This window comes from Variovorax sp. JS1663 (assembly GCF_002157355.1).
In the GTDB taxonomy this organism is placed as follows: Bacteria; Pseudomonadota; Gammaproteobacteria; order Burkholderiales; family Burkholderiaceae_C; genus Variovorax.
In genome coordinates this window covers 1-24,574 of sequence record NZ_LYMK01000035.1, presented here as the reverse complement: position 1 = coordinate 24,574, position 24,574 = coordinate 1, and the positions used below count along the sequence as shown (strand labels likewise).

General features: G+C 64.8%; 20 protein-coding genes. 7 read left to right on the top strand and 13 right to left on the bottom strand.

The features are described 5' to 3' along the window. Positions 1-4: 4 nt before the first annotated feature. Both A8M77_RS24825 and A8M77_RS24820 read right to left on the bottom strand, forming a co-directional pair. Positions 5-1,900, bottom strand: a complete 1,896-nt coding sequence (locus tag A8M77_RS24825) for a S41 family peptidase (RefSeq protein ID WP_086924186.1) — start codon at positions 1,898-1,900, stop codon at positions 5-7. Positions 1,901-1,910: 10 nt separating this feature from the next. Then, entirely contained in the window at positions 1,911-3,461 is a 1,551-nt protein-coding gene (locus A8M77_RS24820) for an amidohydrolase family protein (protein WP_086924185.1), read from the bottom strand. A 178-nt stretch (positions 3,462-3,639) separates the two neighbouring features. On the opposite strand from A8M77_RS24820, the gene A8M77_RS24815 reads away from it, so the two are divergent. Beyond that, on the top strand, positions 3,640-4,422 hold the full coding sequence (locus A8M77_RS24815; protein ID WP_086924184.1) for a uracil-DNA glycosylase family protein: 783 nt from the start codon (positions 3,640-3,642) through the stop codon (positions 4,420-4,422). Positions 4,423-4,584: 162 nt separating this feature from the next. Here A8M77_RS24815 and A8M77_RS24810 read toward each other — a convergent pair whose 3' ends face one another. Next, the gene (locus A8M77_RS24810) at positions 4,585-5,868 is read right to left on the bottom strand and encodes a phospholipase D-like domain-containing protein (protein ID WP_086924183.1); all 1,284 of its coding nucleotides are present in this window, start codon (positions 5,866-5,868) and stop codon (positions 4,585-4,587) included. A gap of 82 nt (positions 5,869-5,950) precedes the next feature. Further along, positions 5,951-6,118 carry a hypothetical protein gene (locus A8M77_RS36215; RefSeq protein WP_158100990.1) on the bottom strand — a complete coding sequence of 56 codons (168 nt, stop codon included), beginning with the start codon at positions 6,116-6,118 and terminating at the stop codon, positions 5,951-5,953. A 402-nt stretch (positions 6,119-6,520) separates the two neighbouring features. Between A8M77_RS36215 and A8M77_RS24805 the strand changes: the two genes are divergently transcribed. Both A8M77_RS24805 and A8M77_RS24800 read left to right on the top strand, forming a co-directional pair. Next, positions 6,521-6,709, top strand: a complete 189-nt coding sequence (locus A8M77_RS24805) for a hypothetical protein (protein WP_086924182.1) — start codon at positions 6,521-6,523, stop codon at positions 6,707-6,709. Between the two features lie 30 nt (positions 6,710-6,739). Further along, positions 6,740-8,026 carry a phospholipase D-like domain-containing protein gene (locus tag A8M77_RS24800; RefSeq protein WP_086924181.1) on the top strand — a complete coding sequence of 429 codons (1,287 nt, stop codon included), beginning with the start codon at positions 6,740-6,742 and terminating at the stop codon, positions 8,024-8,026. Positions 8,027-8,251: 225 nt separating this feature from the next. On the opposite strand, the gene A8M77_RS24795 is transcribed toward A8M77_RS24800, so the two are convergent. The 3 genes from A8M77_RS24795 to A8M77_RS24785 form a co-directional block, all read right to left on the bottom strand. Beyond that, a complete protein-coding gene (locus tag A8M77_RS24795) occupies positions 8,252-9,544 on the bottom strand; it encodes a porin (protein ID WP_086924180.1) in 1,293 nt (430 codons plus the stop codon). 121 nt (positions 9,545-9,665) lie between these two features. Continuing rightward, positions 9,666-11,690, bottom strand: a complete 2,025-nt coding sequence (locus A8M77_RS24790) for a 4-oxalomesaconate tautomerase (protein WP_086924179.1) — start codon at positions 11,688-11,690, stop codon at positions 9,666-9,668. Position 11,691: 1 nt separating this feature from the next. Then, on the bottom strand, positions 11,692-12,663 hold the full coding sequence (locus A8M77_RS24785; protein WP_086924178.1) for a Bug family tripartite tricarboxylate transporter substrate binding protein: 972 nt from the start codon (positions 12,661-12,663) through the stop codon (positions 11,692-11,694). A 150-nt stretch (positions 12,664-12,813) separates the two neighbouring features. On the opposite strand from A8M77_RS24785, the gene A8M77_RS24780 reads away from it, so the two are divergent. Beyond that, positions 12,814-13,743 carry a LysR family transcriptional regulator gene (locus A8M77_RS24780; protein WP_086924177.1) on the top strand — a complete coding sequence of 310 codons (930 nt, stop codon included), beginning with the start codon at positions 12,814-12,816 and terminating at the stop codon, positions 13,741-13,743. A 5-nt stretch (positions 13,744-13,748) separates the two neighbouring features. Here A8M77_RS24780 and A8M77_RS24775 read toward each other — a convergent pair whose 3' ends face one another. Genes A8M77_RS24775 through A8M77_RS24760 form a run of 4 tightly spaced genes read right to left on the bottom strand, consistent with a single transcriptional unit; the run spans position 13,749 to position 18,060 of the window. Next, entirely contained in the window at positions 13,749-15,095 is a 1,347-nt protein-coding gene (locus A8M77_RS24775; RefSeq protein WP_086924176.1) for a class-II fumarase/aspartase family protein, read from the bottom strand. Between the two features lie 38 nt (positions 15,096-15,133). Then, a complete protein-coding gene (locus A8M77_RS24770; protein WP_086924175.1) occupies positions 15,134-15,961 on the bottom strand; it encodes an HpcH/HpaI aldolase/citrate lyase family protein in 828 nt (275 codons plus the stop codon). 10 nt (positions 15,962-15,971) lie between these two features. After that, positions 15,972-17,162 carry a CaiB/BaiF CoA transferase family protein gene (locus A8M77_RS24765; protein ID WP_086924174.1) on the bottom strand — a complete coding sequence of 397 codons (1,191 nt, stop codon included), beginning with the start codon at positions 17,160-17,162 and terminating at the stop codon, positions 15,972-15,974. A gap of 37 nt (positions 17,163-17,199) precedes the next feature. Next, entirely contained in the window at positions 17,200-18,060 is an 861-nt protein-coding gene (locus tag A8M77_RS24760; protein WP_086924173.1) for an FAS1-like dehydratase domain-containing protein, read from the bottom strand. Between the two features lie 329 nt (positions 18,061-18,389). On the opposite strand from A8M77_RS24760, the gene A8M77_RS24755 reads away from it, so the two are divergent. From A8M77_RS24755 to A8M77_RS24745, 3 genes are read left to right on the top strand one after another with little or no spacing between them, the layout of a single operon-like run. Continuing rightward, on the top strand, positions 18,390-19,724 hold the full coding sequence (locus A8M77_RS24755) for a C4-dicarboxylate transporter DctA (RefSeq protein WP_086924172.1): 1,335 nt from the start codon (positions 18,390-18,392) through the stop codon (positions 19,722-19,724). 6 nt (positions 19,725-19,730) lie between these two features. Continuing rightward, positions 19,731-20,429, top strand: coding sequence for a GntR family transcriptional regulator (locus A8M77_RS24750; protein ID WP_086924171.1), 699 nt, complete (start codon positions 19,731-19,733; stop codon positions 20,427-20,429). Between the two features lie 39 nt (positions 20,430-20,468). After that, entirely contained in the window at positions 20,469-21,536 is a 1,068-nt protein-coding gene (locus tag A8M77_RS24745; protein WP_086924170.1) for an AI-2E family transporter, read from the top strand. A 182-nt stretch (positions 21,537-21,718) separates the two neighbouring features. On the opposite strand, the gene A8M77_RS24740 is transcribed toward A8M77_RS24745, so the two are convergent. After that, positions 21,719-21,916, bottom strand: a complete 198-nt coding sequence (locus A8M77_RS24740) for a DUF4926 domain-containing protein (protein ID WP_086924169.1) — start codon at positions 21,914-21,916, stop codon at positions 21,719-21,721. Next, on the bottom strand, positions 21,913-24,574 hold a 2,662-nt coding region (locus A8M77_RS24735), incomplete at its 5' end, for a DUF637 domain-containing protein (RefSeq protein WP_192871675.1). The genes A8M77_RS24735 and A8M77_RS24740, both read right to left, overlap by 4 nt.

The window sequence follows — 24,574 nt, the reverse complement described above, 5'->3', positions numbered from 1 at the left end:
CCGGCTATGCCAACGAGACCCGGCGCCGCTGTACGACCGCGCCGGACTTGCGGCCCACGATCTCAAGTGTTGTTCCCTTGCCGGGGCGGGGGAACAACACATTTCCGTCGGTGATGGCGCGCGCCGCCGCGGCCGGCCTTCCATCGACGTAGGTTTCCATTTCATCGAGGCCGGTCGACGTGACACTCACCTCGGATCTTGTGAGTTCCACGCGAAGGCTGCTGCGCGGCGCGCCGGTAAGCAGCTGGGCGCAATAGCCGATGAGGTCGGCGTTGCCATCCAGTACATCCCGCCGTGTCATGGCGTAGGGAATGCCTGCAACACCGATGTCTTCGATCGGCACGCCTGCCGAGTCCCTGGCGCGAACCGCCCGGCGAAACGCCATCGTGAAGTTCACGCCCTTGGGAAGGCGTGGAAGCTCGAACTCGGTGCCCTCCAGGGCGTCTGCCAGATCCTGGCTCGTCCACACGTTGGCCCCGCCTGCGCCCGTGGCCTGCCCGACGCACACGAGCGCGCCGATTTCGTTGTCCACGAAGCCGGCGCAAAAGAGGTCGCCCGACGAATACGTGTTGGCATCGGCCACGCACACGACGGGCCCGCCGTAACGCTGCCCCACATCGTCGCACCACGCAGGGTCGGTGATCGGCAAAGCCTGCGAATAGGCCTCACCGGTGGAGATGGCCGACTCGAGAGAGGTGATCCACGGCTCGAGCTCCATGCGATTGAAGGGGCTGCTGGCCATCGCTCGCGTCAGCGGAGTTGCCACCAGGCTGAACCGTGTCGGCGACACCGAGTTCGGGGTGAACAACTGCAGCAGCCGCTCCGCTGCCCAGATGAGGCCACCAGGATTGCCGCGTACGTCGATGATCAGGCCGGTGTCGGGCAATTGCTCCACCAAGCGCGCCACCTCGTCGACGAAAGCCAGGTGGTCCTCGACGTCGAAAGTCCAGATGCGCACATATCCGATCTCGCCCAGTGGCGCCTTGGCCGCGACTTTTCGTGCGGACAATGCGTCAGGAAAGCGCGTCTCGAGCCAGCCAGGATCTCTGGCCAGCGCTTGTCGCTGGTTCTCTGCCTGCCACTGCTTGCCGGAGAACATCAGCTTCTTCGCGCGCCGCACCTGCTCTGCGGCAGGGCTGACGGCAAGCCGAAGGGCTGCATGCGCGCCGCGCTGCACACCGGTCGATGCCCGCCCGGGCCGGACGAAGCTCCACGGGATGCGGACCTCTCGCAGCGGCTTGCGCTCGGCTTCGCGAAAGCCGATGTCGACCCACATCTCGTCCGGGGGCGGGCCGTACTGAAGGGAGCGGAAGGTCAACGACTCCAGCGCGCGCGCCAGCCTGGCGTCGGGCCGCCCACCCGTTTCACGGTCGGCGTGGATCGCGACGGCACGCCCGAACGGCATTCCGCCCCATGTCTCGAGCCGGACCCCGGGCTTGAACTTGGGATCCTTGATGAGCTTCGTCTGCGCAACCTTGGTCACCAGGAAGGCGGGAGCGTCGGCCGAGCCGTACTGCTCGACAAGGAACGGGAGCCTTGCGACGGCGCCTGCGAGCGGCCTCGGGCCGGAGTAGATGGTGTGGGCGTCGCGCAGATCCACGATGATGCCGGTCAGGATCATGTGGAACTCCGTGTCGCTCATGTCCGCCGCGTGCGTGCGCAGCAACTGCAGCGCTTGCACCGGATCGTTGGCGTATCCGGCGCGCTTTTGCAGCAGGTGGCAGTACGCGCCGCCGATGGCCGTCAGCAATGCGTCGATCACGAGTTCGCGTTCAGCCGCGTCCAGCTCTTCGTCGGAAGGGGCTGGCGCCTTCTCGTGGCTGACCTTGAGCAGGCCCGCCCGCTTGCTCAACAGCGTACCGGCCTGTGCCCTTTGCAGAGGCGTCGTTCTTGTTGCCATGACCATCTCCTCACGCGTAGAACTTGCCCAGTTCGTCCAGGATCCCCGCATGGAAGCCGCGCCCCTTGATCGAAGCGAAGAAGGCGGCGTCGTGCTCAAGCGGTTGGATGGGGGGAACGACCACCTCGCCCAGGTCCTTGGGCAGGCCGCCGATGGGCACCCTGCCCAATGGCATGTCCAGGGCCAGGCGCAGGCGCGGGACGCCGTCCTGCAGGCCGCCCGCGGCGGCAAAGGCCTTCTTCGCGGCGTCGATCTCCTTCTTGGGGTCGGCGCGGACCTGCTCCATCCGGGCCAGCACGCTGGCGAAGTCCCAGGGCTGGGAAGGGTCCTCGAGCCTGGCCATCGACAGCGTTCGCTTCGTTCCAGCGATGCTGAGGCTTGATGGCGAGCTTGCCTTGGCCGCCTTCATGAGTTTCGTATCACCGTACAGCGGGCGACCGCCGACCACAACGAAGCGCACGTCCTTCTCGGTGGCTGCGAGGACCGTGCCGAAAGGCTCGGCGGATGAGGCTGCCTTGATGACCACGACATCGCCGAGCGCACCCGGCTGCAGGCGCCCGGCCTGTGCGCCCCACGCTTCCTTGAGCACGTCGCCGGGAACGCACGTGATCATGCGCACCAGTTCGTAGGGCGACAGTTTCCAGCCCTTGCTCTTGCTGACGAGCGATGCGACCTTGACCTCCCCGAGCACATTGCGGGTGCCCGAGGGTCCCCAGTCCGAACCAATGCACACCGGAATCTTCAAGGCCAGCGCCGAAGGCACGTCCGTCGTGCTTCCGTAGAGCCACAGGTTGGAAAACGGCGACCAGACGATCGCACCGGGTTCCGTCCATGCGTCGTATCCGCCTGGATTCACGGCATTCGTGTGGATGGCGACGAACCCGCGCTGCAGGCAGCCGCATCTGCGAGCGCTCTGGTATTCCCGCTCGACGATCGAGTTCACCTGCCCCTCGGCGCAGTGATAGATGAAGGTGGCGCCGTTCTTCATCTGCGCAGACCTCCTGGCAAGAACTTCCGGCTTGAGGGTGAGCGTAGAGGAGAGGACCTCGTTCGACTTGACGCTGCCTCCGAAAGTCTCGTCCTCGACGTTGCGGACCATCCAGCCATCCAGAGGCCGGTTTTTGGGCGGCGACCCTTGGATGCTGGTCGTGCCCCCGACGAGTGCCCGCACCTCGGCATATGCCAGAAGCTCACGGGGCGACGCCTCGATGAAGGCGTACGCCGGCCAGGTGATGTCCGCAGCGTAGGTTCGCGCCGAAGGCCAGGAATCGTGGTGCAGGAAGGGCAGCGTCCGGCCAGGATCGACCCACAGCGGCAGCGTTGCATAGGCAAGGTGGCTGTGCAGGTCGACGAAGCCCGGCAGGACGAGATTGCTCCCGACGTCCACGACGGGCGCCTTGTCGAATCCACTGCCGGGGCCCGCGGCATTGCCGCGCGTGACGCGCTCGATGCGACCGTCGTCACCGATCCAGACCTTGCCCTGGAAGGCATCCTTCTCGGAGGCAGCCACGCTGGAGTCCTGCGTGATGGGAACGACCCGCCCTGAGATGACAAGACTCACGATGCCTCCTATGCGTCAAGGCGCCTCCGTCAGCACCCCAAGCGGATGAAGCGAGCGTGCGGGCCATCTTCAACCTTCGGCTGGCGGCTGTCGAGAGGCGCCGTACATCATCTTGAGGATGACTCGAGCCGAAGGGATGACGAGACTTGACGGAACGTGTGTCTTCAACTGAGCCCCGATGATCACCGACCCTTTCGATACCGGACCGACCGGCGCGTTCAGGACGCTGTGCCGCAACTACCCCGACGACACGGTGTACAAGGGCGCCGACGGATTCCGTTCTCTCTGGGGCCCCATCTTCTACCGGGGACGCGCGAACGGCAGCGCACGCCTTCTCGTCATCGGCCAGGATCCCGCGCAGACCGAGGCGTTCACGCGTCGCATCCTGTCGGGCCAGGCTGGCCGCCGCGTGCAGGGTTTTGTCGAGAAGCTGGGCTTTTCGAAGAGTTACCTGATGATCAACGCGTTCGTCTACGGCATCTACAACCAGGACATGGCGCTGCCGCATCTGAACGACCCTGGCATCCAGTCGTACCGCCACCAGTGGCTGGAGGCGGCGTTTGCGCCGGGCAAGATCGAAGCCGTCGTCACGTTCGGCACACCTGCGTTCGAAGCGTGGAGGGCATTCAAGGCGACGCCCGCCGGCCAGGGCGTGACGGCCTTCCACCACCGGGCGTTGCACCCGACCGCCGACAAACCCAATGGGCCCATCACGCGCAAGGACCTGCTGGACAACTGGAACGTGGCCCTGCAGGCCGTTCACCCCAACATCCAGCACCCCGACGCGACCCAGCCCCTGGTGCTCTACGGAAATGATTTCAACGCGGCCGAACTTCCGCCGATTCCCAGCCTGGACTTTCCCATGGGGCTTCAGCCCTGGATGCGCACCACCGATTTCTGGGCGACCCTGGCCACCCCTCCGGGTACCGAACGAGCGAACATTTCCGTCAAGGTTCCGTGAGGAGATCGCGATGATCCGCAGAATCGCCCACTCCGCCACACACCATGGATTTCGACCTTTCCAGCGACCTGCAGGACACCGTCGCCACGATGGACGCGTTCATCGCGTCGGAGGGCGCTGGCCCGGCACGTGTATCGCGCGCCGATGCCCCATAGTCGCGCCCTAAAGCTGCAGAGCCAGCAGGTTCGCCAGCTGTTCCTGGGCTCTCTCTGACCAAGGCCGACTGCGCCAGGCTTCCAGGGTGACCCGCTTGGCCTGCTTCATGTCCGCCTCGAATTGGGCTGTCAGTTGGGCCGCAAAATCCGCGTCATAGATGTTGAGGTTGGCCTCGTCGTTCAATCTGAACGACCGGTTGTCGAAGTTGGTAGAGCCGACCGAGACCAGCAATCCGTCCACGGTGAAGACCTTGCAGTGGAACATCGTTGGTTGGTATTCGCTGATCTGGGCGCCCGCTTCGAGCAGCCGACCCCAGCTCGCACGCGAGGCGCTGCGCACCGTCTGGGAGTCAATGATCGGCCCTGGTGTGATGATCCGCAGCCGGACGCCGCGGCGCATGGCGGCGACCAGCGCCTGCACCGTGAGTTCATCCGGAACGAAATAGGCGCTCGACAGGTCGATCGACGTCGTGGCTGCCGCGATCGAGAGCAGGTACATGAGGCGCATGCTCTCGCTGCCCCCCGACGGCGAGCTGCTGAACACCTGGGCGCGTTGCGACCCTGCCGCGACCAGCGCAGGGAAATATCGTTCGCCATGCAGCACGTCGCCAGTTGCCTTGATCCAGTTGTCCATGAACACCGCCTGCATCTGCGCCACAACCGGTCCTTCAGCGCGGAAATGGGAGTCCCTCCAGTGCGCTGCGTCCTGGGCATCGCCTGTCCATTCCGGCGCGATGCCGACTCCGCCGGTGAAGCCAACTCGTCCATCCACGACCAGCAGCTTGCGGTGGGTCCTGTTGTTCATCTTTCCCAGGTTGTGCCAGTGCGGCTCGTGAAACCTTCGAACTTGCACGCCCGCAGCCTCCATCTCCTTGATGAACGCTTCGTCGACCTTTGCACTGCCGACCCAGTCGAGCAGCACGTGGACCTTGACGCCCGCACGAGAGCGCTGCGCCAGCGCGTCGGCGAACGCCCTGCCGATATCGCCCGACCAGTAGATGTAGGTCTCGAAGGTGATGCTGTGCTGCGCGCTGAGTATGGCTGCAAGCATCGGCGGAAAGATTCGATCGCCGTTGTGAAGAGCTTCGAAGCGATTGCCGCCTGTAATGGGAGGGCCGAGAAGGACGCCCAGGGCCCGCTGATACTGGGCGTCATGAAGGGAGTATTCACGGTGGACCTGCTCCCCGATCTTCTTTTCGCCGCCGGCGAGATTGACGACAACGATCGCGGCAGCAAGGGTCAGCAGCAGGATTCCCAGAATCAGCTTTTGCTTGCTTCGAAGCTTCACCATGATGCATTCGCAGGATTCCCCGGGCCAGTCAGCGGGTGGGGCTTGCAGTACTGCTCGATCTTCTTGTACCGCTTGAGCATGGCTAGCTCAACGTGAGGAAACAGACCAAGGTCAGCGCGAGCAGGACAACGAAGAGGATGTTGCGGCGCCAGCCATTCGCGAACATCTTCGCTTCGCGGCGCCGGTTTGATTCGAGTGCCTGTCGGCGAGATGCACTTTCCCAGAAATCTTCATCTTCATACTTTGACATCTCATGTGCTCCGCGTCGTGTGCCCCAGGCCCTTTGTGCTCGGCCCCTTTGGGCGTGCCGAAGTCGCCGGATGCCGATCCACCCGGGCTCCTCCCCAAGCAGCGCTCCCTCGTTGCTCGTGTGAAATCTTCACATTCGATGGTGGCGTCGGCAGCGACCTTTGCACGTAGGACCGAGCCGGAAAACTCGGTGAGTGGCCGAATTGTTCGTCGCGGCTTCAGCCCTTGTTCTTGACGACCGCTTGCGCGTCCGCGAAGACCGATGAGCGCCCCCCCGCCGGCGCGCCCTACGCACAAACATCTTCTTGCCTGACATCGCACGGCTGCCCCTGCCGCCATGCTCGGAGCGTGCCGGCAATCGGCATGCAGCCGGCTGCGGGTCGGCCACTCGAAAGGAGACACCATGCACGCGAACGAACCGCCCACAAGGGAACAGCCCAAGACGAGTCGCGAGAGCGTCAAGGACAACATGGAAAAGAGCACGGAGGAGCAACCGGGAGAGTTTCGCGACGAGGCCAACGAGGACAAGGTCGTCGAGATCGGGAAGGACGTGACGAAAGATCCGATCAAGGGCATCGATCCCAAGGAATGACGATTCCGGCCTGCGACTGCGAGAGTGGGCATGAGCGTTGAGCTGTCTCCCTCGCCGTCATGGCCTACCTGGCTCGCGCTCGCGCTGGCGATCGTCGTCGTCGTGCTGGGCCTCGTCATCTGGTCGATTCGCCGGCACCGCGATCCACGCCTGGTGGTCGAATGCGACGCGCCCCTCACCGACTTGCTGCCGTCCTTGTCAGGGCTGACGCAAGGCACCGTTTACGAAGGCAACGCGGTCGAACTGCTGGAGAACGGCGCCTTCTTCGAAGCCATGTTCGACGAGATCCGCGAGGCGAAGGCCTCCGTGCATTTCGAGACCTTCCTGTGGAAGGAGGGTGTGCTGGGCGCGCGCCTCGTGGATGCCTTGCTCGAACGTCATCGCGGCGGGGTGAAGGTGCGCGTGCTGGTCGACGCCGATGGCGGCAAGAAGATGGGGCGTGATGCAGTGCGCCTCCGCGAAGGGGGCTGCCCGCTCAGGATGCATCATCCGCGGCACATCCGCAACATCGGCGTCTTCAACGAGCGCGATCATCGCAAGCTGTTGGTGGTCGATGGCCGGGTGGCGTTCGTCGGCGGCCATTGCGTCGTCGATGGCTGGATGGGCAACGGCGAGAGCCGCGAGCACGTCCGCGACCTGGGCGTTCGCCTGCGCGGGCCGATCGTGCACGCGGTGCAGGGGGCCTTCAGCGAAAACTGGGTAGAGGACACGGGGGAACTGTTCGTCGGCGACGACGTCTTCCCGCCACTCCAGCGCGTGGGCGATGTCGCCGTGCACGTGGCAAGCCTCAAGCCGGAGGGCTCTCCGCCGGCCGTGAAAATCCTGCACCACCTGGTGCTGTGCGTCGCGCGCAGGCGGATCTGGATTCAGAACCCCTACTTCCTGCCGGACCGTGAGGCGATTGATGCCTTGTGCGACGCGGCGCAGCGCGGGGTTGACGTCCGAGTGATGGTGCCTTCGACCGAGGCGTCGGACATGCCCATGGTCCAGCACGCGGCACACCGCAATTTCCACCATCTGCTCGCCGGTGGTGTGCGCATCTTCGAATACCCGAAGTGCCTGCTGCACCAGAAGGTCATGGCTGTCGACTCGGTGTGGTGCGCGATCGGCTCGAGCAACTTCGACGACCGGTCATTCGAGACCAACGACGAGGTCACACTGGGCGTGCGCGACGAAGCCCTGGCCGCGCGGTTGGAGGCCATCTTCGAACGCGACGCCCGTGACTGCACGGAGTTACGGGCCGATGCGTGGGCTCGGCGGGGTCTCTGGCATCGGTGTCAGGACAACACGTTCTATGCATTCAACGAACTGCTGTGACCCCAGAGGAGCTCCAGTGCCGCGACGGAAAACGACCCGGGGGCCATCGGCCCGCTCCTTGCCCCCTCACCAGAGGGCACGCACCTGGTGTTCATCTCGTTCCCTCCCGACGCCATGCGGGCATTCGGCGTTTTTCCTTCAATGCCGCTTGGGGTTGGTATTGCAGACATCTGATCGGCACGATGGGGCTCAAGCAAAGGCCCCATCACGCTGCCACACTTGACGTCAGAATGCGTGGCGCAGCCCGAAGTCGTAGCCTGTAGCGCTGCGCGGCGCCAAGCCCGCCACGCCCGACCCCGTAGACAAGAAGGCAGGTCCTCCAAGCCCGACGGCCATGATTGCAGGATTGTTCTGTCCGTTCTTGATCCGAGCGCGAGCCACCGTGGCATAGAGTGCGGTCCGCTTCGACAGGTTGTGGACGTAGCCGAGCGCGAGCTTGTTCACCGATGCGTCGCGGTTCAGCGCGAGCAACGTGGGCGCGGCGGAACCCAGGTCGTTCTTGAACTTGACGCGAGCGTACGATGCCTTGACAACGCCCGCACCGACGGGAACCGTCATGCCGATCATGGCGCCGTGGTACTCGTCATTGTCCTTGAAGGTGAGTCTGCCGGCGCTCAAGGGAGCGGTGGTGGTCTCAGCCTTGTCCTTGACCTGCGACAACTCGCCCATCAGCTTGAGGACACCGAAATCGTAGGACGCGCCCAAGTTGATGGTGCGCAGCTTTTCGGAAAGCCGGGTGCCGGCCACGACTCCGGTCTCGCTGATCACCAAGGTGTCTGCTGCCGTGCTCTGTCCGTAGGCAACCGCCACATCGAGCGGGCCGCTTGCATAGCCGAACCGCCCGCCGTAGTAGCGGCCACGTTGCGACGGGCTGTCGGACAGGTAGCTGTACTTCACGTTTTCCGGAAGGGCATACATGACCTGCCCGTAGAAGCCGCCGAGGTCGCGCGGCAGGAAGTAACCCACGCTGTTGGACGCCCGGATCGCATTGTCATTCGCGGCAATGGCGGAGCCCGGGCCGCGCGCCGTGGCGATGTTTCCGCTGATGCTCTTGATGAGATTTTCGCCGACGCCGACTGCGCCCATCGGATCGAACACGCTCTCGTTCCAGTAGGTCGGAACATAGTCACGGCCCAGCCTGAGTTCACCGAATCCGCCTGACAGGCTCACCGTTGAGCGACGGCTGAATGCGGCCAAAGCGGTCGCCCCGCTGTCCTGGGTGATGCCTGACTCGAGCCAGAACCCTGCCGCCAGTCCCCCGCCCAGGTCTTCGGTGCCACGGAAGCCGACGCGGCTCGACGCGTTGGCCCCGCTCGACAAGGCAGTTTGTGATCGTTTCGCCTCTGGCACGGCGAGAGCAGACAGCGGCGGGAGTGCCCCCGTGTTGTTGTAGAAAGAACTCTTCACGCTGTAGTGGCTGATTGCTGAATCAGCAACGCCAAACAGCGTCACGGACGACTGCGCCGAAGCAGCGCCCGAAGCGGCCAGTGCCGCAAAAGTGATCAATGATGTGCGCATAGCAACTGTCTCCAAGGGACGAACGAGGATTGCCTGCGCCTTGCAACGCCGGCGGTGGAATTGCGGCAACGTGCCGCAAGTTGGTTCGGCAACGAGTGCCGGGTCTGGGTGATTCGGCCGATCAATCCGCCGCCAGCAGGCGGATATCTTGCGGAGCGAGGCCGCCTTCGGCCACCACGTCCTGCCAACGAGCGAACTCGTGCCGAACGCGCTCTCGCAGTGCAGCGGGCGGGCCTGCCTCGACCCTGGCGCCCTGGCGCTCGAACCGGGCAACCACTTGCGGATTTGCGAGAACCTCGTTGAGGGCGCGGTTGATCTGCGCGATCACCGCGGGTGAGGTGCCTGCAGGGGCAAACAGCCCATACCACTGCGAGACATCGACCCCTTCGATGCCTGATTCCGAGAGCGTGGGCACCCCAGGCAACGCTTCGAGACGCGCCGGGGCCGCGACGGCGAGCGCGCGCAGACGGCCATCGAGGATGAAGGGATGCGCGGTGAACAGGCTCGGAAACATGATCTGCGAGCGACCATCGAGTGTGTCCACGATCGCAGGCGCTGCCCCTTCATGGGGTCTGCCGTCCATCCTCGTGCCCGTGTTGAGTTGAAACAGTTCCGCCGCGAAGTGTGGCGGCGTCCCGTCGCCGGCCGACGCGTACCTGATGCTGCCCGGCTCGCTGCGCAGACGCTGCAGGAGGGCGCGAACATCGTCGAAGCCTGCGTGCCGGTTGGCCACCATCAGAGTCGGCGACGATCCGATCTGCCCGACCGGCTCGAAGTCCTTGACGGGGTGGTAACCCAGCTTCTGGAGCGCGGGGTTCATGGCGTGGGTGCCCACGTAGCCGAACATGAGGGTGTGGCCGTCCGGTTCCGCCCTGGCCACGTATTCGCTCGCGATGGCACCGTTTGCCCCTGCCCGGTTGTCCACGAGAACTTCTTGGCCGAGCAGCGGCTTCAGTTCAGCCGCGATGATCCTGGCCATCGTATCGTTGCCGCCGCCCGCACGGGTAGGCACGATGATGGTGATCGGCTTGCGCGGGAACGTGGCCGACTGACGCGCAACGGTCTCGGGCCGAGTAAAGACATAGTCGGGCAACTGCATCTCGCCCTGCATGATCTTTCTGGCGGTGCGAACCAGCGCCGCCGCCTTCACTGTCGCATCGTCCGCCCGACCCTCGAGTTCGACTTCGACGTCGATCTGCCCTGCCGGGTGCAGGAGAACCAGGTTGTGGCGGCCTGGCTCGCGAGCAGAGGCGCTGGCGACGGTGCCCGGGAGTGCGAAGGCGCTGAGAACGCCGATCGCACCCGTGACCGCATGCGAAGCATGGCAGCGGCGCGGGGTGAAGTAGCGCGAGGTGATGCTGTCCGGCGAGTCTCCCGCGCTGACCAGCACCGGCTTGGGAATGACGCTGCCCGACACGTCCCCGAGCCCCATCAACAGGCCGGCCTGAAGACGCAGCTTCTCGAGCCGCTCCAGCAGTACGGTATTCGAATCGAGCGCCGCGGGCTTTTCGCCGCCGGTGACGCCCAGGTCATGCGCGCGAACGATCATGAGTGGCATCGCCGCATCGATGCAGGTCACCTCGACCCCGTCGATCGTGTCGATCCGCAGACCGGTCGGAAAGACCTTGCCCGTCACCGCGCCCCACGCATCCAGGAAGTTCAGGAGGATGGGTGCAGCGGTACCGGCCACACCATCGATGCGCGCGTCTCCTTCGTAGGTGACGCGCTTGCCGGGCGTCCTGACCGTGACATCGATGCGCGAGCGCGTGTTGACATTGAAGACGCGCACCTGCGTGATGCCATCTTGCGCCTCCACCAGCCCCTGCTCGATCGCGAAAGGCGCGACACCGGAAAGCATGTTCCCGCAGTTCGGCCGCGTGTCGACGGACCGGTGTCCGACTCCCACCTGCGCGAACAGGTAGTCCAGATCGCAGCCCGGTTCCTTCGAGCGGGAAACGATGGCGACCTTGCTGTTGAGGCTGCTGCCGCCGCCTACGCCGTCGAGTTGCAGCGGATCGGACGCGCCGATGGCCCCGATCAGCGCCTGGTCGCGCTCCTCGTCGTCCTCAGGAAGCCACTCCCGCAGGAAGAATGGGCCGCGAGAAGTACCCGCGCGCATCAGCACGCAGGGAATGGTTCTGCTCATCTCAGTCGGCCGAAAGCTTTGCAGCCTGGACCACCTTCTTCCACTTGACCTGCTCCTGCTGCACATAGGTGCGCATCTGCTCGGAAGTCATGGTTTCGACCTCGGCGCCGTGGTCTTCCAGCTTCTTGATGACGCCTTTGTCGGCCAAGGCCGCATTGAGCACCTTGTTGAGTTGCTCGATCACGGGCTTCGGGGTCTTGGCTGGCGCGAAGATGCCGTACCACTGCGAGACATCCACGTTGTCGACGCCCTGCTCCTTCAGCGTCGGCACGTCGGGCATCTGAGGCGAACGCTTGGTGCCGGCTACGCCGATCGCCTTGAGCTTGCCGGCTTTCACGTAGGGCATGGCTGTGAAGAGGCTCGGGAACATCACCTGTGTCTGGCCGCCGATGGTGTCGGTGATCGCGGGCGCCGATCCCTTGTACGGTACGTGAAGCATGCTGGCGCCCGTGGACAGCTTGAACATCTCAGCGGCGAAATGCGGTGCCGTCCCGTTGCCGGCAGACGCGTAGCTCGTCTTGTCGGGCGCGGCCTTGAGCGCAGCGACGAGTTCCTTCGCATTGTTCGCCTTGACGGAAGGCGTCACGACCATGAGCGTCGCGGACGTGCCGACCATGCCGACAGGCTCGAAATCCTTCACCGGGTCGTATCGCAGCTTCTGAAGTGCAGGGTTCATCGCATGCGTGGCGACATAACCCAGCATCAGCGTGTAGCCGTCCGGCGCGGCGCGCATCACGAACTCGCCGGCAATCGCGCCGTTGGCGCCTGCCTTGTTGTCGACGACGACCGGTTGCTTGAGAGCAGCCGACATCGCCTGGCCGATGACTCGCGCCATCGCGTCGTTGGCGCCGCCGGCAGCGGTCGGCACGACGATGGTGATCGATTTTTCGGGATAGGCAGCGAGCGCGCCGCTGCAGAAGATCGCGGCCGCCGAGGCCAGGGCACACAGGACGGGTGCGTTACCAAATTGCATTGATGTCTCCGATAGTTGAAAGATTGGCATCCAGGTCGCTTCCTTGACCGTGGACCTATGGTCTTCGGTTCGATGCATGCTGTGAATTGCATGTTTAGGATCGATTGATGCACACTGTCGATCAGTCAAACATGTTTGCGGGACGAGACGATGGCGATCAACTTCAACCTCAACGACCTGCAGGCGTTCCGCGCCGTCGCCGAACTGAGCAGCTTTCGCAAGGCGGCCGAGGCGCTGCACGTGTCGCAGCCCGCGTTCAGCAGGCGCATCGAGAAGCTCGAAGAAGCGCTCGGGGTACGGCTGCTGGAGCGGACCACGCGGCGGGTGAGCCTGACGGCGGTTGGGCGCGATTTCGACCGCAAGGTGCAGCAACTGCTTGACGATCTGGACCTCACGCTGCTGGGAATTCGCGGCGTGGCGGCAACACGCATGGGCGAGGTCACCATCGCTTGCGTGCCATCCACGGTCTATTACTTCGTGTCGCAGGTGATCTCTCGCTATCACGAGCGCTATCCAAAGGTTCGGGTGAAGGTCTTCGATGCGAGTGCCAACGAGGTGCTGGCCGTCGTGTCGCGTGGCGAGGCGGATTTCGGACTGAACTTCATTGGAGGCCAGGAACCCGACATCGAGTTCAAGCCGCTGATGGAGGAGCGCTTCGTCGCCGCATGCCGGCGCGACCATGCGCTCGCGGGCAAGCGGAAGGTGAGTTGGACGGAACTGGCGCAGTACGACTACATCTCGGTGAGCAAGGCGTCCGGAAACCGCTTGCTGCTGGATCAGGCACTATCTGGTTTGCCGGGCCGCCCGCAGGCGATCTACGAGGCGCAGCACGTCACGACGATGCTGGGGCTGGTCGAAGCCGGGCTCGGCGTCGCGGCAGTTCCCTCGATCGCTATGCCGGGCGCCGATCACCCGCTGCTGGTCAGCGTTCCGTTGGTCGAACCGGTCGTCAGCCGCAAGGTGGGCCTGATCCGGCGCAAGGGCCGCCCCCTCTCTCCCGCGGCCATGCAGTTCTTCGAGTTCTTCTCTGAGATGAAGGGCAGGCGCGCCCCGGCCGGCAGAAAGCGCGCCTCGGCTTGAAGGGGTCAGCTACGCGCCGCCAGTACCCGATCGACCATCACGCCGGCCTGGCCGAGGTTGTTGACGGGGTCGCACATCGCGTCGAGCTGGGCCCGCGTCACGTGCTTGCTGATTTCCGGGTGCTCGGACAGGATCTCGATGAGCGGGCGATTCTTGCTGATCGCGTCGCGGCACAGGTCATACACAAGATCGTGTGCGTACTCGCGGCCGATATAGGGGCCCAGCCCCATCATCACGGCTTCAGACATCACCAGGCCGTTGGTGAGGTCGATGTTGGCGCGCATGCGTGTGGCGTCGACTTCCAGGCCCCTGAGGATGAACTTGGTCTGCTTCAATGCCCCGGACATCAGGCAAAAAATCTCCGGCAAGGACACCCACTCGATCTCCCAAGGGCCCGTCGAGCGCTCGTGGTCGGCCACCATCGCATCCATCAGTGCAGCAACATGCTGACGCGCCACTGAGATATTGGCATGGATGTACAGGCAGGAGATCGGGTTGCGCTTCTGCGGCATGGTCGACGACGAGCCGCGGCCGGGTGCGAAAGGCTCGAACACCTCAGCCACTTCGGTCTGCATCATCAGCTTGACGTCCATCGCGATCTTGCCGAGCGAGCCCCCCACCAGTCCAAGGAAGGCACCCACCTCCGCGATAGTGTCGCGCACCGTGTGCCAGGAGATCAGCGGCTGGGCAAGGCCGAGTTCCTTCATCAGGCCGGCCTGTGTTTCCATCGCGCCCTTCTCCAGCGACGACAGCGTGCCCGACGCGCCGCCGAACTCGCCCATCAGCACCCGTGGCTTGAGCTGCTGCAGACGCTCGCGGTGACGGTCGATACCGGCCAGGATGCTTGCCATCTTGTAGCCGAAGGTGATCGGTGTGGCCTGCTGCAGATTGGAGCGGCCGATCACCGGCGTGTCGCGGTACTTCTTTGCCAGCGCGGCCAGTGCTTCTCCGATCTCGTCCAGATCCTGCTCGACCAATGCGAGGCCTTCGCGCATCTGCAGCACCGCGGCCGTATCGGTGATGTCCTGCGTGGTAGCACCCCAGTGGCAATACTCGCCCAGCTTGTCGCGGCAGTTGGCGTTGATCTGGTTGACGACCGCAATGATCGGGTAGCCGATCTGCTCGGTCTTGGCCTTGAGCTTCGCCCAGTCGATCTGGGATATCTCGCAGTTGCGAACGATCTCGTCCGCCGCGTCCTTGGGGATGATGCCGAGCTCGCCCTGCACCTTGGCCAGCGCACGTTCGATGTCGAGGTACTTCGCAGTCCGGTTCTCGTCAGACCACACGTCGCGCATGCGCGCGTCGCTGAACATGTCGCCGAAGATGCGCGAGTCGATGATGGTGGAGGCCATGGTGTTGGATCTTTCCGGGCTTGATGTTGAGGGTAGGTTCAGTCGCGGGCGAGGGCCAGCGTGCGTTGTGCCTGCAGGACCACAGGTCGATCGACCATGCGGCCGTCGAGCCGCGCGGCGCCCGGGGACGCTGCATCGGCTGCCAGCACTCGCTGCGCCCACGCCAGTGCTTCTGCGGCGGGTCTGAGCGCGGTGTGAATGGGCTCCACCTGGCTCGGATGAATGCACAGTTTGGCGCCAAAGCCAAGCGCACGCGCCGAAGCCAGGTCGGCCAGAAGGCGCTTGCGATCGTCCAGCTGGGGCGTGACCCCGGCGACCGGCGCCGGCAGACCTGCCACGCGCGAGGCAATCGAGATGCGACTGGCCGCGTAGGCGAGACCGGAAGCGTCGCTTTCAATGTCGATGTCCAGGTCCAATGCGAAGTCCAGCGTGCCGAACACCAGACGCGACACGCCCGCAGCGGCGACGGTGTCGACTCCCGCCACCCCGCGCGCACTTTCGATCAGCGCGAGAACACTGGCTCCGGGCAGCGCGGCGAGCGTCGCCGCGACCTGCTCTGCAGACTCGGCTTTGGTCAGCAGAACGCTGCAGGCTCCGGCCTTGCGCAACGCCGTCAGGTCGTCATCGAACCACGGCGACGCGGCGTCGTTGATGCGCACCACCGTGCGCGTCCGGTCGTCCGCAGATGCGGAACGGAACCAGTCTGCGATCGCTTGGCGGGCAAGCGACTTGTCGTCGGCTGCGACCGCGTCCTCAAGGTCCAGGATGACGGCATCCGCGCCGCTTGCCAGCGCCTTGCCGAAGCGTTCCGGCCGCGTGCCCGGAACGAAGAGGTAGGTGCGAGGGATATTGGAAGCAACGGACATGATGCCCAGCTCAGACAGCCTTGGACGCGCGCAGCGCCTCGATCTCGGCCGCGCCGTATCCCAGCTCAGCAAGGATTGCGTCGGAGTGCTGACCCAGTGCCGGCACGGGGTCCATGCGCGGCCCCACGTCCCAGGTTCCGGGCGGCAGCATGGCGGGGAGCGGGCCCTTCGGCGAGCCGACTTCGGTCCAACGCCCGCGCGCCTTCAGTTGCGGGTGGGCCCAGACATCATTCATGGTGTTGACCTGGGCATTGGCGATTTGCGCGAGCTCGAGCCGTTCGACCACCTGCGCCCTGGTCAGGGACGAGAAGGCTTCCACAATAATTGCGCGCAGCGCGTCGCGCTCGGCCACCCTCTTGAAGTTGGCTGTGAAGCGTGGATCGGCCGTCAGCGCCGGCCGCTGCAGCACCGTCTCGCAGAAACTGGCCCACTCGCGTTCATTCTGCAGGCCCAGCATCACCATGTTGCCGTCACCCGTGGGAAACGGGCCATAAGGGTAGATCGTTGCATGACTGGCGCCGGTTCGCGGCGGTGGTGCGGAGCCTTCGAAGGCGTAGTACAGCGGATAGCTGGTCCATTCGGCGAGCGACTCCAGCATGGAGATGTCGATGCGCTGCCCCTTGCCGGTCTGGCCACGCTGCAACAGCGCCGCGAGAATGCTGCTGTACGCGTACATGCCTGCGGCGATGTCGGCGATCGATGGACCGGCCTTGCACGGCTCATCGGGCGTGCCGGTGACCGAGACGAACCCCGCTTCACTCTGGATGAGAAGATCGTAGGCCTTCTTGTCGCGGTACGGCCCGGGGTTGATCGGGTCGTCGCCATAGCCGGAGATGTCGCATACGATCAACCCCGGCTTTGCGGCGGACAGCTTTTCATAACCGAGGCCAAGGCGCGCAGCCGCGCCGGGCGCGAGGTTCTGCACGACGACATCTGCCTTCTCCACCACCAGGCGCTCCAGAATCCTGGCCGCCTCCGGATGCTTGACATCGAGCGTCAGGCTCTCCTTGGAACGATTGGTCCAGACAAAGTGCGATGCCAGCCCGTGCACGCGCTCGTCATAGCCTCGGGCGAAGTCGCCCGAGCCTGGTCGTTCGATCTTGATGACGCGTGCGCCGAGGTCAGCGAGTTGGCGCGTGGCGAAAGGCGCCGCGATCGCGTGCTCCAGCGTGACGACCGTGAGGCCCTTGAGTGGCTGCATGTGGTGCTCTATCCGAAGTTGGGTGGGTTGAAGGAGATCAGCGTAGGACCGCAGTGGCGTCCATCGTGAGCCAGCCTTCGTGATCGGAGGCCCAGAGCCGGATGGTCTTTCCATCGGCTTCAGGTTGTCCCTGAAGGTGAAAAGGATGCAGGTCGAATGTCGGGCGCACCGCCTTGAATCGGAAGCTGGCCACTTCGGCTTGCGGCATCTGGCGCCGAAGGAGATCCATCAGCAGCGTCGCAATCAGCGGGCCATGCACGATCAGGCCGGGATAGCCCTCGACCTGGGTAACGTACCGCCGGTCGTAATGGATGCGGTGGCCATTGAAGGTAAGCGCCGAATAGCGAAATAGCAGCACGTCATCCGGCACGATGGAGCGCTTCCATTGGGCTTCGGCAGGCGCGGCTTGCGGGGGTGGAGCGACATCGTTCGGGCCCTGCGCCTCGCGGTAGACGATGTCGTGGTACTCGACGAGCGCCGGATCGCTGCTGTCGTTGCAACGCACCTCGTGCCTGACCTTGACGAAGACAAGCGTGCCGGTGCGCCCCTCTTTGACGGTCACGTTGTCGATGGTCGAGGTTCGCGCGGCCCGGTCACCGACTCGTATGGGCGAGCGAAACTCGAACTGGCTGCCGGCCCACATGCGGCGCGGCAGCGGCACCGGAGGAAGGAAGCCGCCGCGCTTGGCGTGCCCATCAGCGCCAATTTCCGACTGTCGATGCATCGGCAGGAAATACAACCAATGCCAAAGGTACGGCAAGGTGGTGCCGGTCTCGACGGGCACCGAAGGGTGATCCAGCGTGGCGGTCAGCGCGATGACGGGCGTCGGGTTAACAGCGTCCTGAATGGTCTCGCTGCGCCCGATCCAGGCACGAAGTTCTTCAGCTTGAAGAGTCACTCACTTGTCTCCGGTTGCGGCTCCTGTATCTGAGGAACCTTGCGAACGAGTCTCGCGCCTTGGCAGGGCAAAGTGAATTGCAAGATTCAGAACGATTGATGCAGGGGATGCATAAAAGATGCTCCTACAGGACCGGTCCGCGGCAATATCGCCAATGACAAGAACGTACAAGGGCAGCGGCCCGGCGATGACGGATGGTGGGCGGACAGGTGCCGGCGATGACGAGCCGCACCCGGGATAACCCGCACAGAAAAATCCAAAATCTTGCCTACATTGCTTGTATGCAAGATTTGCCAAGTCTTGCATGCAACCAGACATGGAGACAAAGGATGCCCCGCTTCGCCAAATCACTCTTCGGTCAGGTCGTCATTGCGCTGGTTCTGGGCGTGGTGGCAGGCCTGTTCTTTCCCGACTTCGCCGTCAAGCTCAAGCCCCTGGGCGACGGCTTCATCAAGCTGATCAAGATGATCATCCCGGTGCTGGTCTTCTGCGTGGTGGTGCACGGCATCGCCGGCGCGGGCGACCTGAAACGGGTGGGCCGCGTCGGCGTCAAGTCGCTGATCTACTTCGAGGTGCTGACCACCATCGCACTGGCCATGGGCCTGTTGCTGGCCTACGTGTTCAAGCCCGGCGTGGGCATGAACGTGGACCCGGGCACGCTGGATGCCGCGGCAATGAGCGCCTACGCCTCCAACGCCGACAAGCTCACCAGCGGGGGCACGGTCGAATTCCTGATGAAGCTGATCCCGACCACGGTAGTCAACGCCTTCGCCACCGGCGACGTGCTGCAGGTGCTGCTGTTCGCGGTGCTGTTCGGCTGCGCGCTGGCGCTGCTGGGCGACCGCGGCAAGCCGGTGGCCACGGTGGTGGACGCGCTCTCGCTGGTGCTGTTCAAGATCATGGGCATCATCATCAAGCTGGCGCCGCTGGGCGTGCTGGGCGCCATCGCCTTCACCGTGGGCAAGTACGGCATCGGCTCGCTCAAGCAGCTGGGCATGCTGGTGGCGCTGTTCTACGTGTCGGTGATCATCTTCGTGTTCGTGGTGCTGGGCTTCGTGATGCGGCTCTCGGGCTTCAGCCTGATCAAGCTGCTGCGCTACCTGCGCGAGGAGCTGACCATCGTCTTCGCCACCACCTCGTCCGACAGCGTGCTGCCGCAGATCATGGCCAAGCTGCGCAACATGGGCATCCGCGACTCCACGGTGGGCCTGGTGATCCCGACCGGCTACTCCTTCAACCTGGACGCCTTCTCGATCTACATCACCCTGGCGGCCGTTTTCATCGCGCAGGCGACCAACACGCCGATCTCGACGTCGGACCTGCTGGCCATCCTGGCGATCGCGCTGGTCACCTCCAAGGGCGCGCACGGCGTGCCAGGCTCGGCCATCGTGGTGCTGGCCGCCACGCTGCATGCGATTCCCGCCATCCCAGCGATCGGGCTGGTGCTGGTGCTGTCGGTGGACTGGTTCATGGGCATCGCCCGGGCACTGGGCAACCTGATCGGCAACTGCGTGGCCACCGTCGCCATCGCGGCCTGGGAAGGCGACATCGACCGCGAACGGGCCCGCGCGGTGCTCGACGGCACCCACTCGCCCGAGGACGAGCCGCTGGCCGAGCCCGATTCGCCCGTCGCCGCGGCCCACGCTGCCCATCCGGCACACTAGCGCCCCATGCCCGAAGTCACCCCCACCACCATCGCCGAGCGCGTGGTCGAAGCCATCCTCGCGCAGAAGCTCGCCCCCGGCGAGCGCCTGGGCGAACAACAGCTGGCCGAGAACTTCGGCGTCAGCCGCACCATGGTGCGGGAGGCGCTGATGCAATTGCAGGCGCGCGGCTTCGTGGAGGTGCAGTCCCGGCGCGGCTGGTTCGTGGTGGAGCCCTCGGCCGAGGAGGCGCGCGACGCCTTCTCGGCCCGCCGCATCATCGAAGGCGGCATCCTGGCCGAATCGGGGCGCCCCCTGTCGAAGGTGATCCGCAAGCTGCGCGAGCACATCGCCGACGAGAAGCGCGCCATTGCCGGCGCCGATGCCGCCACCCGCGCCTTCCTGCTGGCCGACTTCCACGTCTGCCTGGCCGACCAGATGGGCCACCGGCTGCTGTGCGACGTGCTGCGCGACCTGACCGCGCGCACCACGCTGGCCGCCACGTTGTTCCAGTCGAAGCACGAGGCCGGGCAGTCCTGCGCCGAGCATGCGGCCATCGTGGCGGCGCTGGAAGCCGGGGAAACGGAGCGCGCCCGGCAACTGATGCTGGACCACATCGGCAACGTCGAGGAGGCGCTGGAGGCCGAGGTGGCCGCCGCCCCGGCTGCCGACGAGCGGCTGCGCGCCACGCTCGCCCCCGTGGCCCTGCCTCGGGCTGCGCGCTGACAAGACGAGGCGGGAAGCTCGGCTACAGTCGGGCGGCCCATGAATTCACCCGAACTCCAGCGCAACGTCTTCCTCTTCCTGCTGGCGGTCGTCACGGTCGCCTTTCTGTGGATCCTCTTCCCTTTCTTCGGGGCGGTGATGTGGGCGGTGGCGCTGGCCATCCTGTTCACGCCGCTCTACAAGCGGCTGCAGAAGCGCATGCCGGGCCGGCGTAACCTGGCGGCGCTGGCCACGCTGACGATCTGCCTGGTGATCGTGATCATCCCGCTGGCGATGATCGCGGTGTCGCTGGTGCAGGAGGCCTCGCTGGTCACGCAGCGCATCCGCACGGGCGAGATCAACTTCGGCGTCTACTTCCAGCAGATCCTCGGCGTCCTGCCCCGGTGGCTGATCAACCTGCTCGACCGCTTCGGCCTCGGCAACGTGGAGGGCATGCTGTCCCGCCTGGGCCAGGGCGCCGCCCAGACCGGCCAGATGATCGCCACGCAGGCCGTCAACATCGGCCAGAACACCTTCGACTTCCTGGTGAGCTTTGCGCTGATGCTCTACCTGCTCTATTTCCTCCTGCGCGACGGCGCCGAGCTGTCGAAGACGGTGCGCCAGGCGCTGCCGATGGCGCGGCCGCACACGCACTTCCTGCTCAACAAGTTCACCACCGTGATCCGCGCCACCATCAAGGGCAACGTGGCGGTGGCGGCAGCCCAGGGCGCGCTGGGCGGGCTGGCCTTCTGGGTGCTGGGCGTGCAGGGCGCGCTGCTGTGGGCGGTGCTGATGGCCTTCCTCTCGCTGCTGCCCGCGGTGGGCGCGGCGCTGATCTGGCTGCCCGTGGCGATCTACTTCCTGGCCACCGGCCACATCTGGGAAGGCGTGTCGCTGGTCGTCTTCGGCGTGGTGGTGATCGGCCTGGTGGACAACATCCTGCGCCCGCTGCTGGTGGGCAAGGACACGCAGATGCCCGACTACATCGTGCTGATGTCCACCGTCGGCGGCATGGCGCTCTTCGGCGTCAACGGCTTCGTCATCGGGCCGGTGATCGCGGCGCTGTTCATGGCGACCTGGGATCTGTTTGCGTCATCGAACGAAGAGGCCGACGAGCCGACCACCTAGAAAACCGTCTCAATTGGCTGCTGTTTCACCGCTTGCACCAGCGATCAGGGTGCCGAGGCGATGATGACTTCAACGGCGCCGCCGATGGCCAGACCAAATGCTCATCACGTCGTTGAAGACGATGGTGGCGCACTTGGCCGCTTTGGGCCGACGCATCGATGGCCGCCGTTCAAGGAATCTCGCTAGTTCTCAGCCAACTCTAAATCACTCTCCGCAATAACAGCTTGCGCCCCAGTCGTTCCATCAGCACGACAAAACTCCACCTCAAAATTTCCGTCGCCATAGTCTTCAATGATGTAGCCGATGTCACCAGGATTGATCCGCTCTTGGCCGTTCGCAACCCCAAGATAGCGCACCCTGCTGTAAATTGAAGGCCTCATTGCCGACTCCTAGTAAAGCCCGAGAAAGGCGTGTTTAACTTCAGAGATCCATCGGATTGAACCATCCAACCAGATTGGAGATAGCTGGTTTGTCCGCTTGCCTCACCCTTGCCTGGCAGAACGATCTCGATGTTGACGCGCTGACCATACTGGTCAGCCCTGCCCAATGCGAACTCGCCTTTTGCGTATTTTTGTGCAGCTTGAGATCGCCAGATCAAAGATAGTTCGGCTGCATCATCGGCGGAGTAACCCAATGATTCGAAAACAATGTTCTTTCCGTGATCAGCGCCCGGTTTGAAAATATAGTCAGTAAATTTACGTGTATCGACAATGGCGTTCGCTCCTGTAGCAGGCGAAGGTGCTTGAGCTGGGCTCGGGGTTCGCTGGCTCGCCCGCCAGCCGGACAAGTCCTCGGTCCATCCCTGCGCTACGTCCTTGATGCGCGTTACCAAAGCACCATCCGTGACACTGCCTTCTGAAGCCGCCAGCGTCATGCCCATCTCGCCATACGCATTCGCCAGTGCTTGCCTCTGCTCGGGCGTCAGATCCAACGGCATGCCGAGCTGGCCGCCCAGTTGCTGCATGGCAACCGTACCGCCCAGGAGCTGTCGACCAATGAAGGCAGCGCCGGCGCTATCCCCGTCGGCCCTCAAACTTTGAACGAGTGACGAAGCACTTGCGGTCGCCGTCTGCAACTGCAAATAGGCAGTCTTCTGCTCTTCCGGCGTACTCGCCGTCGCTGCTGCATCCTTGGCAGCGATCAAGTCATCGAGCGTGCGTTGCTGCGCGGCATCCACATGGGCCCAGTAGTCGATCTGCGCGGCATTGGTGGCCCGACGCGCCCGCATCTGCTGCTGGCCGCTCAGCCAGTTGTTTTCCGCTGCATTCACGCCCGCGCTCGAGGCGATGTACATGCTCTGCTCGTCGGCCCCCACGATCGCTCCGGCGAGGGCCGCCATCAGCTGCGAGGCCGCCAAGGTCTGCGGCGCGAGGCTTTGATCTCCGGTCGGGTTCACGAACTGCGCGGTCAGGTGGCCCACCACGGCGCCGACAGCGCCCGGTGCGCAGCCAGCGCTGTGGCCCGCCCTGCCTGCACCCACAGCACAGCCGACGATCGCATGCGCCGCCTCGCCAGCAAAGGCGTTGAGGGTCTCATTGGCCGTCAGGTGGCCGATCTCATTCGCGCCCTGCGCCGCCACCGTGTTCAGCAGCGCATTGACCAAACCCTGGCGCAGCTCGTCCTCCAGGCTGGTGCCGTTGACCGCGCTGCGCACCACAGCGCCGGCAGCGTTGTCGATCAACTGCCGCTGCAACTGGTCCGTGAAGCGCGCCGAGCCGTTGGTCGCATTGGCAACGTTCTGCGGCAGCAGCCCGGAGGCGCCCAGCCCCTCGATCACTCCCGCCGTCAGCATCGACGTGGCGATGGCCTTGATGCTCTCGCTGCTGCCCAGCTCCTTGAGCACCTTGCCCAGGTCGCCGTCGTTGTTGGCCAGGCTCACCGAGGCCCGGCTCGCAAGGGCACTGACGCCCATCTGGACCGCACCGCTGACGCCCACGGAGACGGTGGCACTCATGCCGGCCGATGTCGCCGCACCGCCCGCAGCCGCCCCCGCCTGCGCTGCCATGGGCGCAGCCACCGCGGCCGCCACCACGCTCACCACCAGCGCCGTCACCGGCCCCATGCCGCTCTGGTGATACGACCACCGGTCGTGCTCCTCCTTCACCCGCTGCCACTGGACGCTGTTGACGAAGGCCGGGTCGTTGGCCAGCCGGTTCACCCAGGCCATGCCGGGCTGCTGCGCGAGGGAGGAGAGCGCGTCGTTCTGGCCGAGCTGGGCCTTCACGCCACTACCGGCCTGGATGCTCAGGTCCTTGACGTTGAAGCGGTTGTACTGGCTGGTCTCGTCCTTCCTGCCACTTCCCGAGGACGAGGAGAAGGCCGCATCGTTGTCGACCTCCTTGCGGCTCATGGCGCTGGTGGTGAACTGCGTGAGCAGGCTGAGCTTTCCGCCGGCGTCGATATCCAGGCTCTGCGCGTTCGTCTCGATGGCGCTGAGGGCCATGTCGCCGCCGCTTCGCAGCTGGATGTTCGTGGCGTTGAGGGTGGTCCGCGCCAAGGTGGTGTCCTGGCTGTCGGCATCCAGGCTGTACTTGGTCATGCCCCGCTTGGTGGCGTGATGCGTCTCGGCCGAGCTGCCGTTCTCGCCGGCGATCAAGCTCAGCCTGTCGCCTGCCTCCAGGCTCAGGGCCTCACCGGCGCTCAGGGTGGCCGCCCGTCCCGTGAGGTCGCGCCCCACAATGAGGCTCACATTGCCGGTACCGCTGACGGTGGTGCCGCTCTCCTGGCTTTGCTGGCCCTCGCGGGAGTTCCTGCCGCTCCAGCGGATGTCTTCCGCGCGGCCTGTCGTGACGCTGTCCAGGTTCAGGTCGCGCACGGCCGAGAGGCTCGCATCGCCGCCGCTCTTGACCTCGGCGCCGACCAGATTCATGTCGCGCCCTGCCGTTGCCAGCAGGCTGCCCCCGGGGTTGGTCACATACAGGCCCGCCACCCGGTCGAGCGCGACGGCCGCGAGCTTCACGCCGCTGGCCGCGTCCAGGCCCGGCAGCATGCTTGCGTTGCTGCGCGCCTCGCGTGTGGTGGTCACCACGTTGATGTCG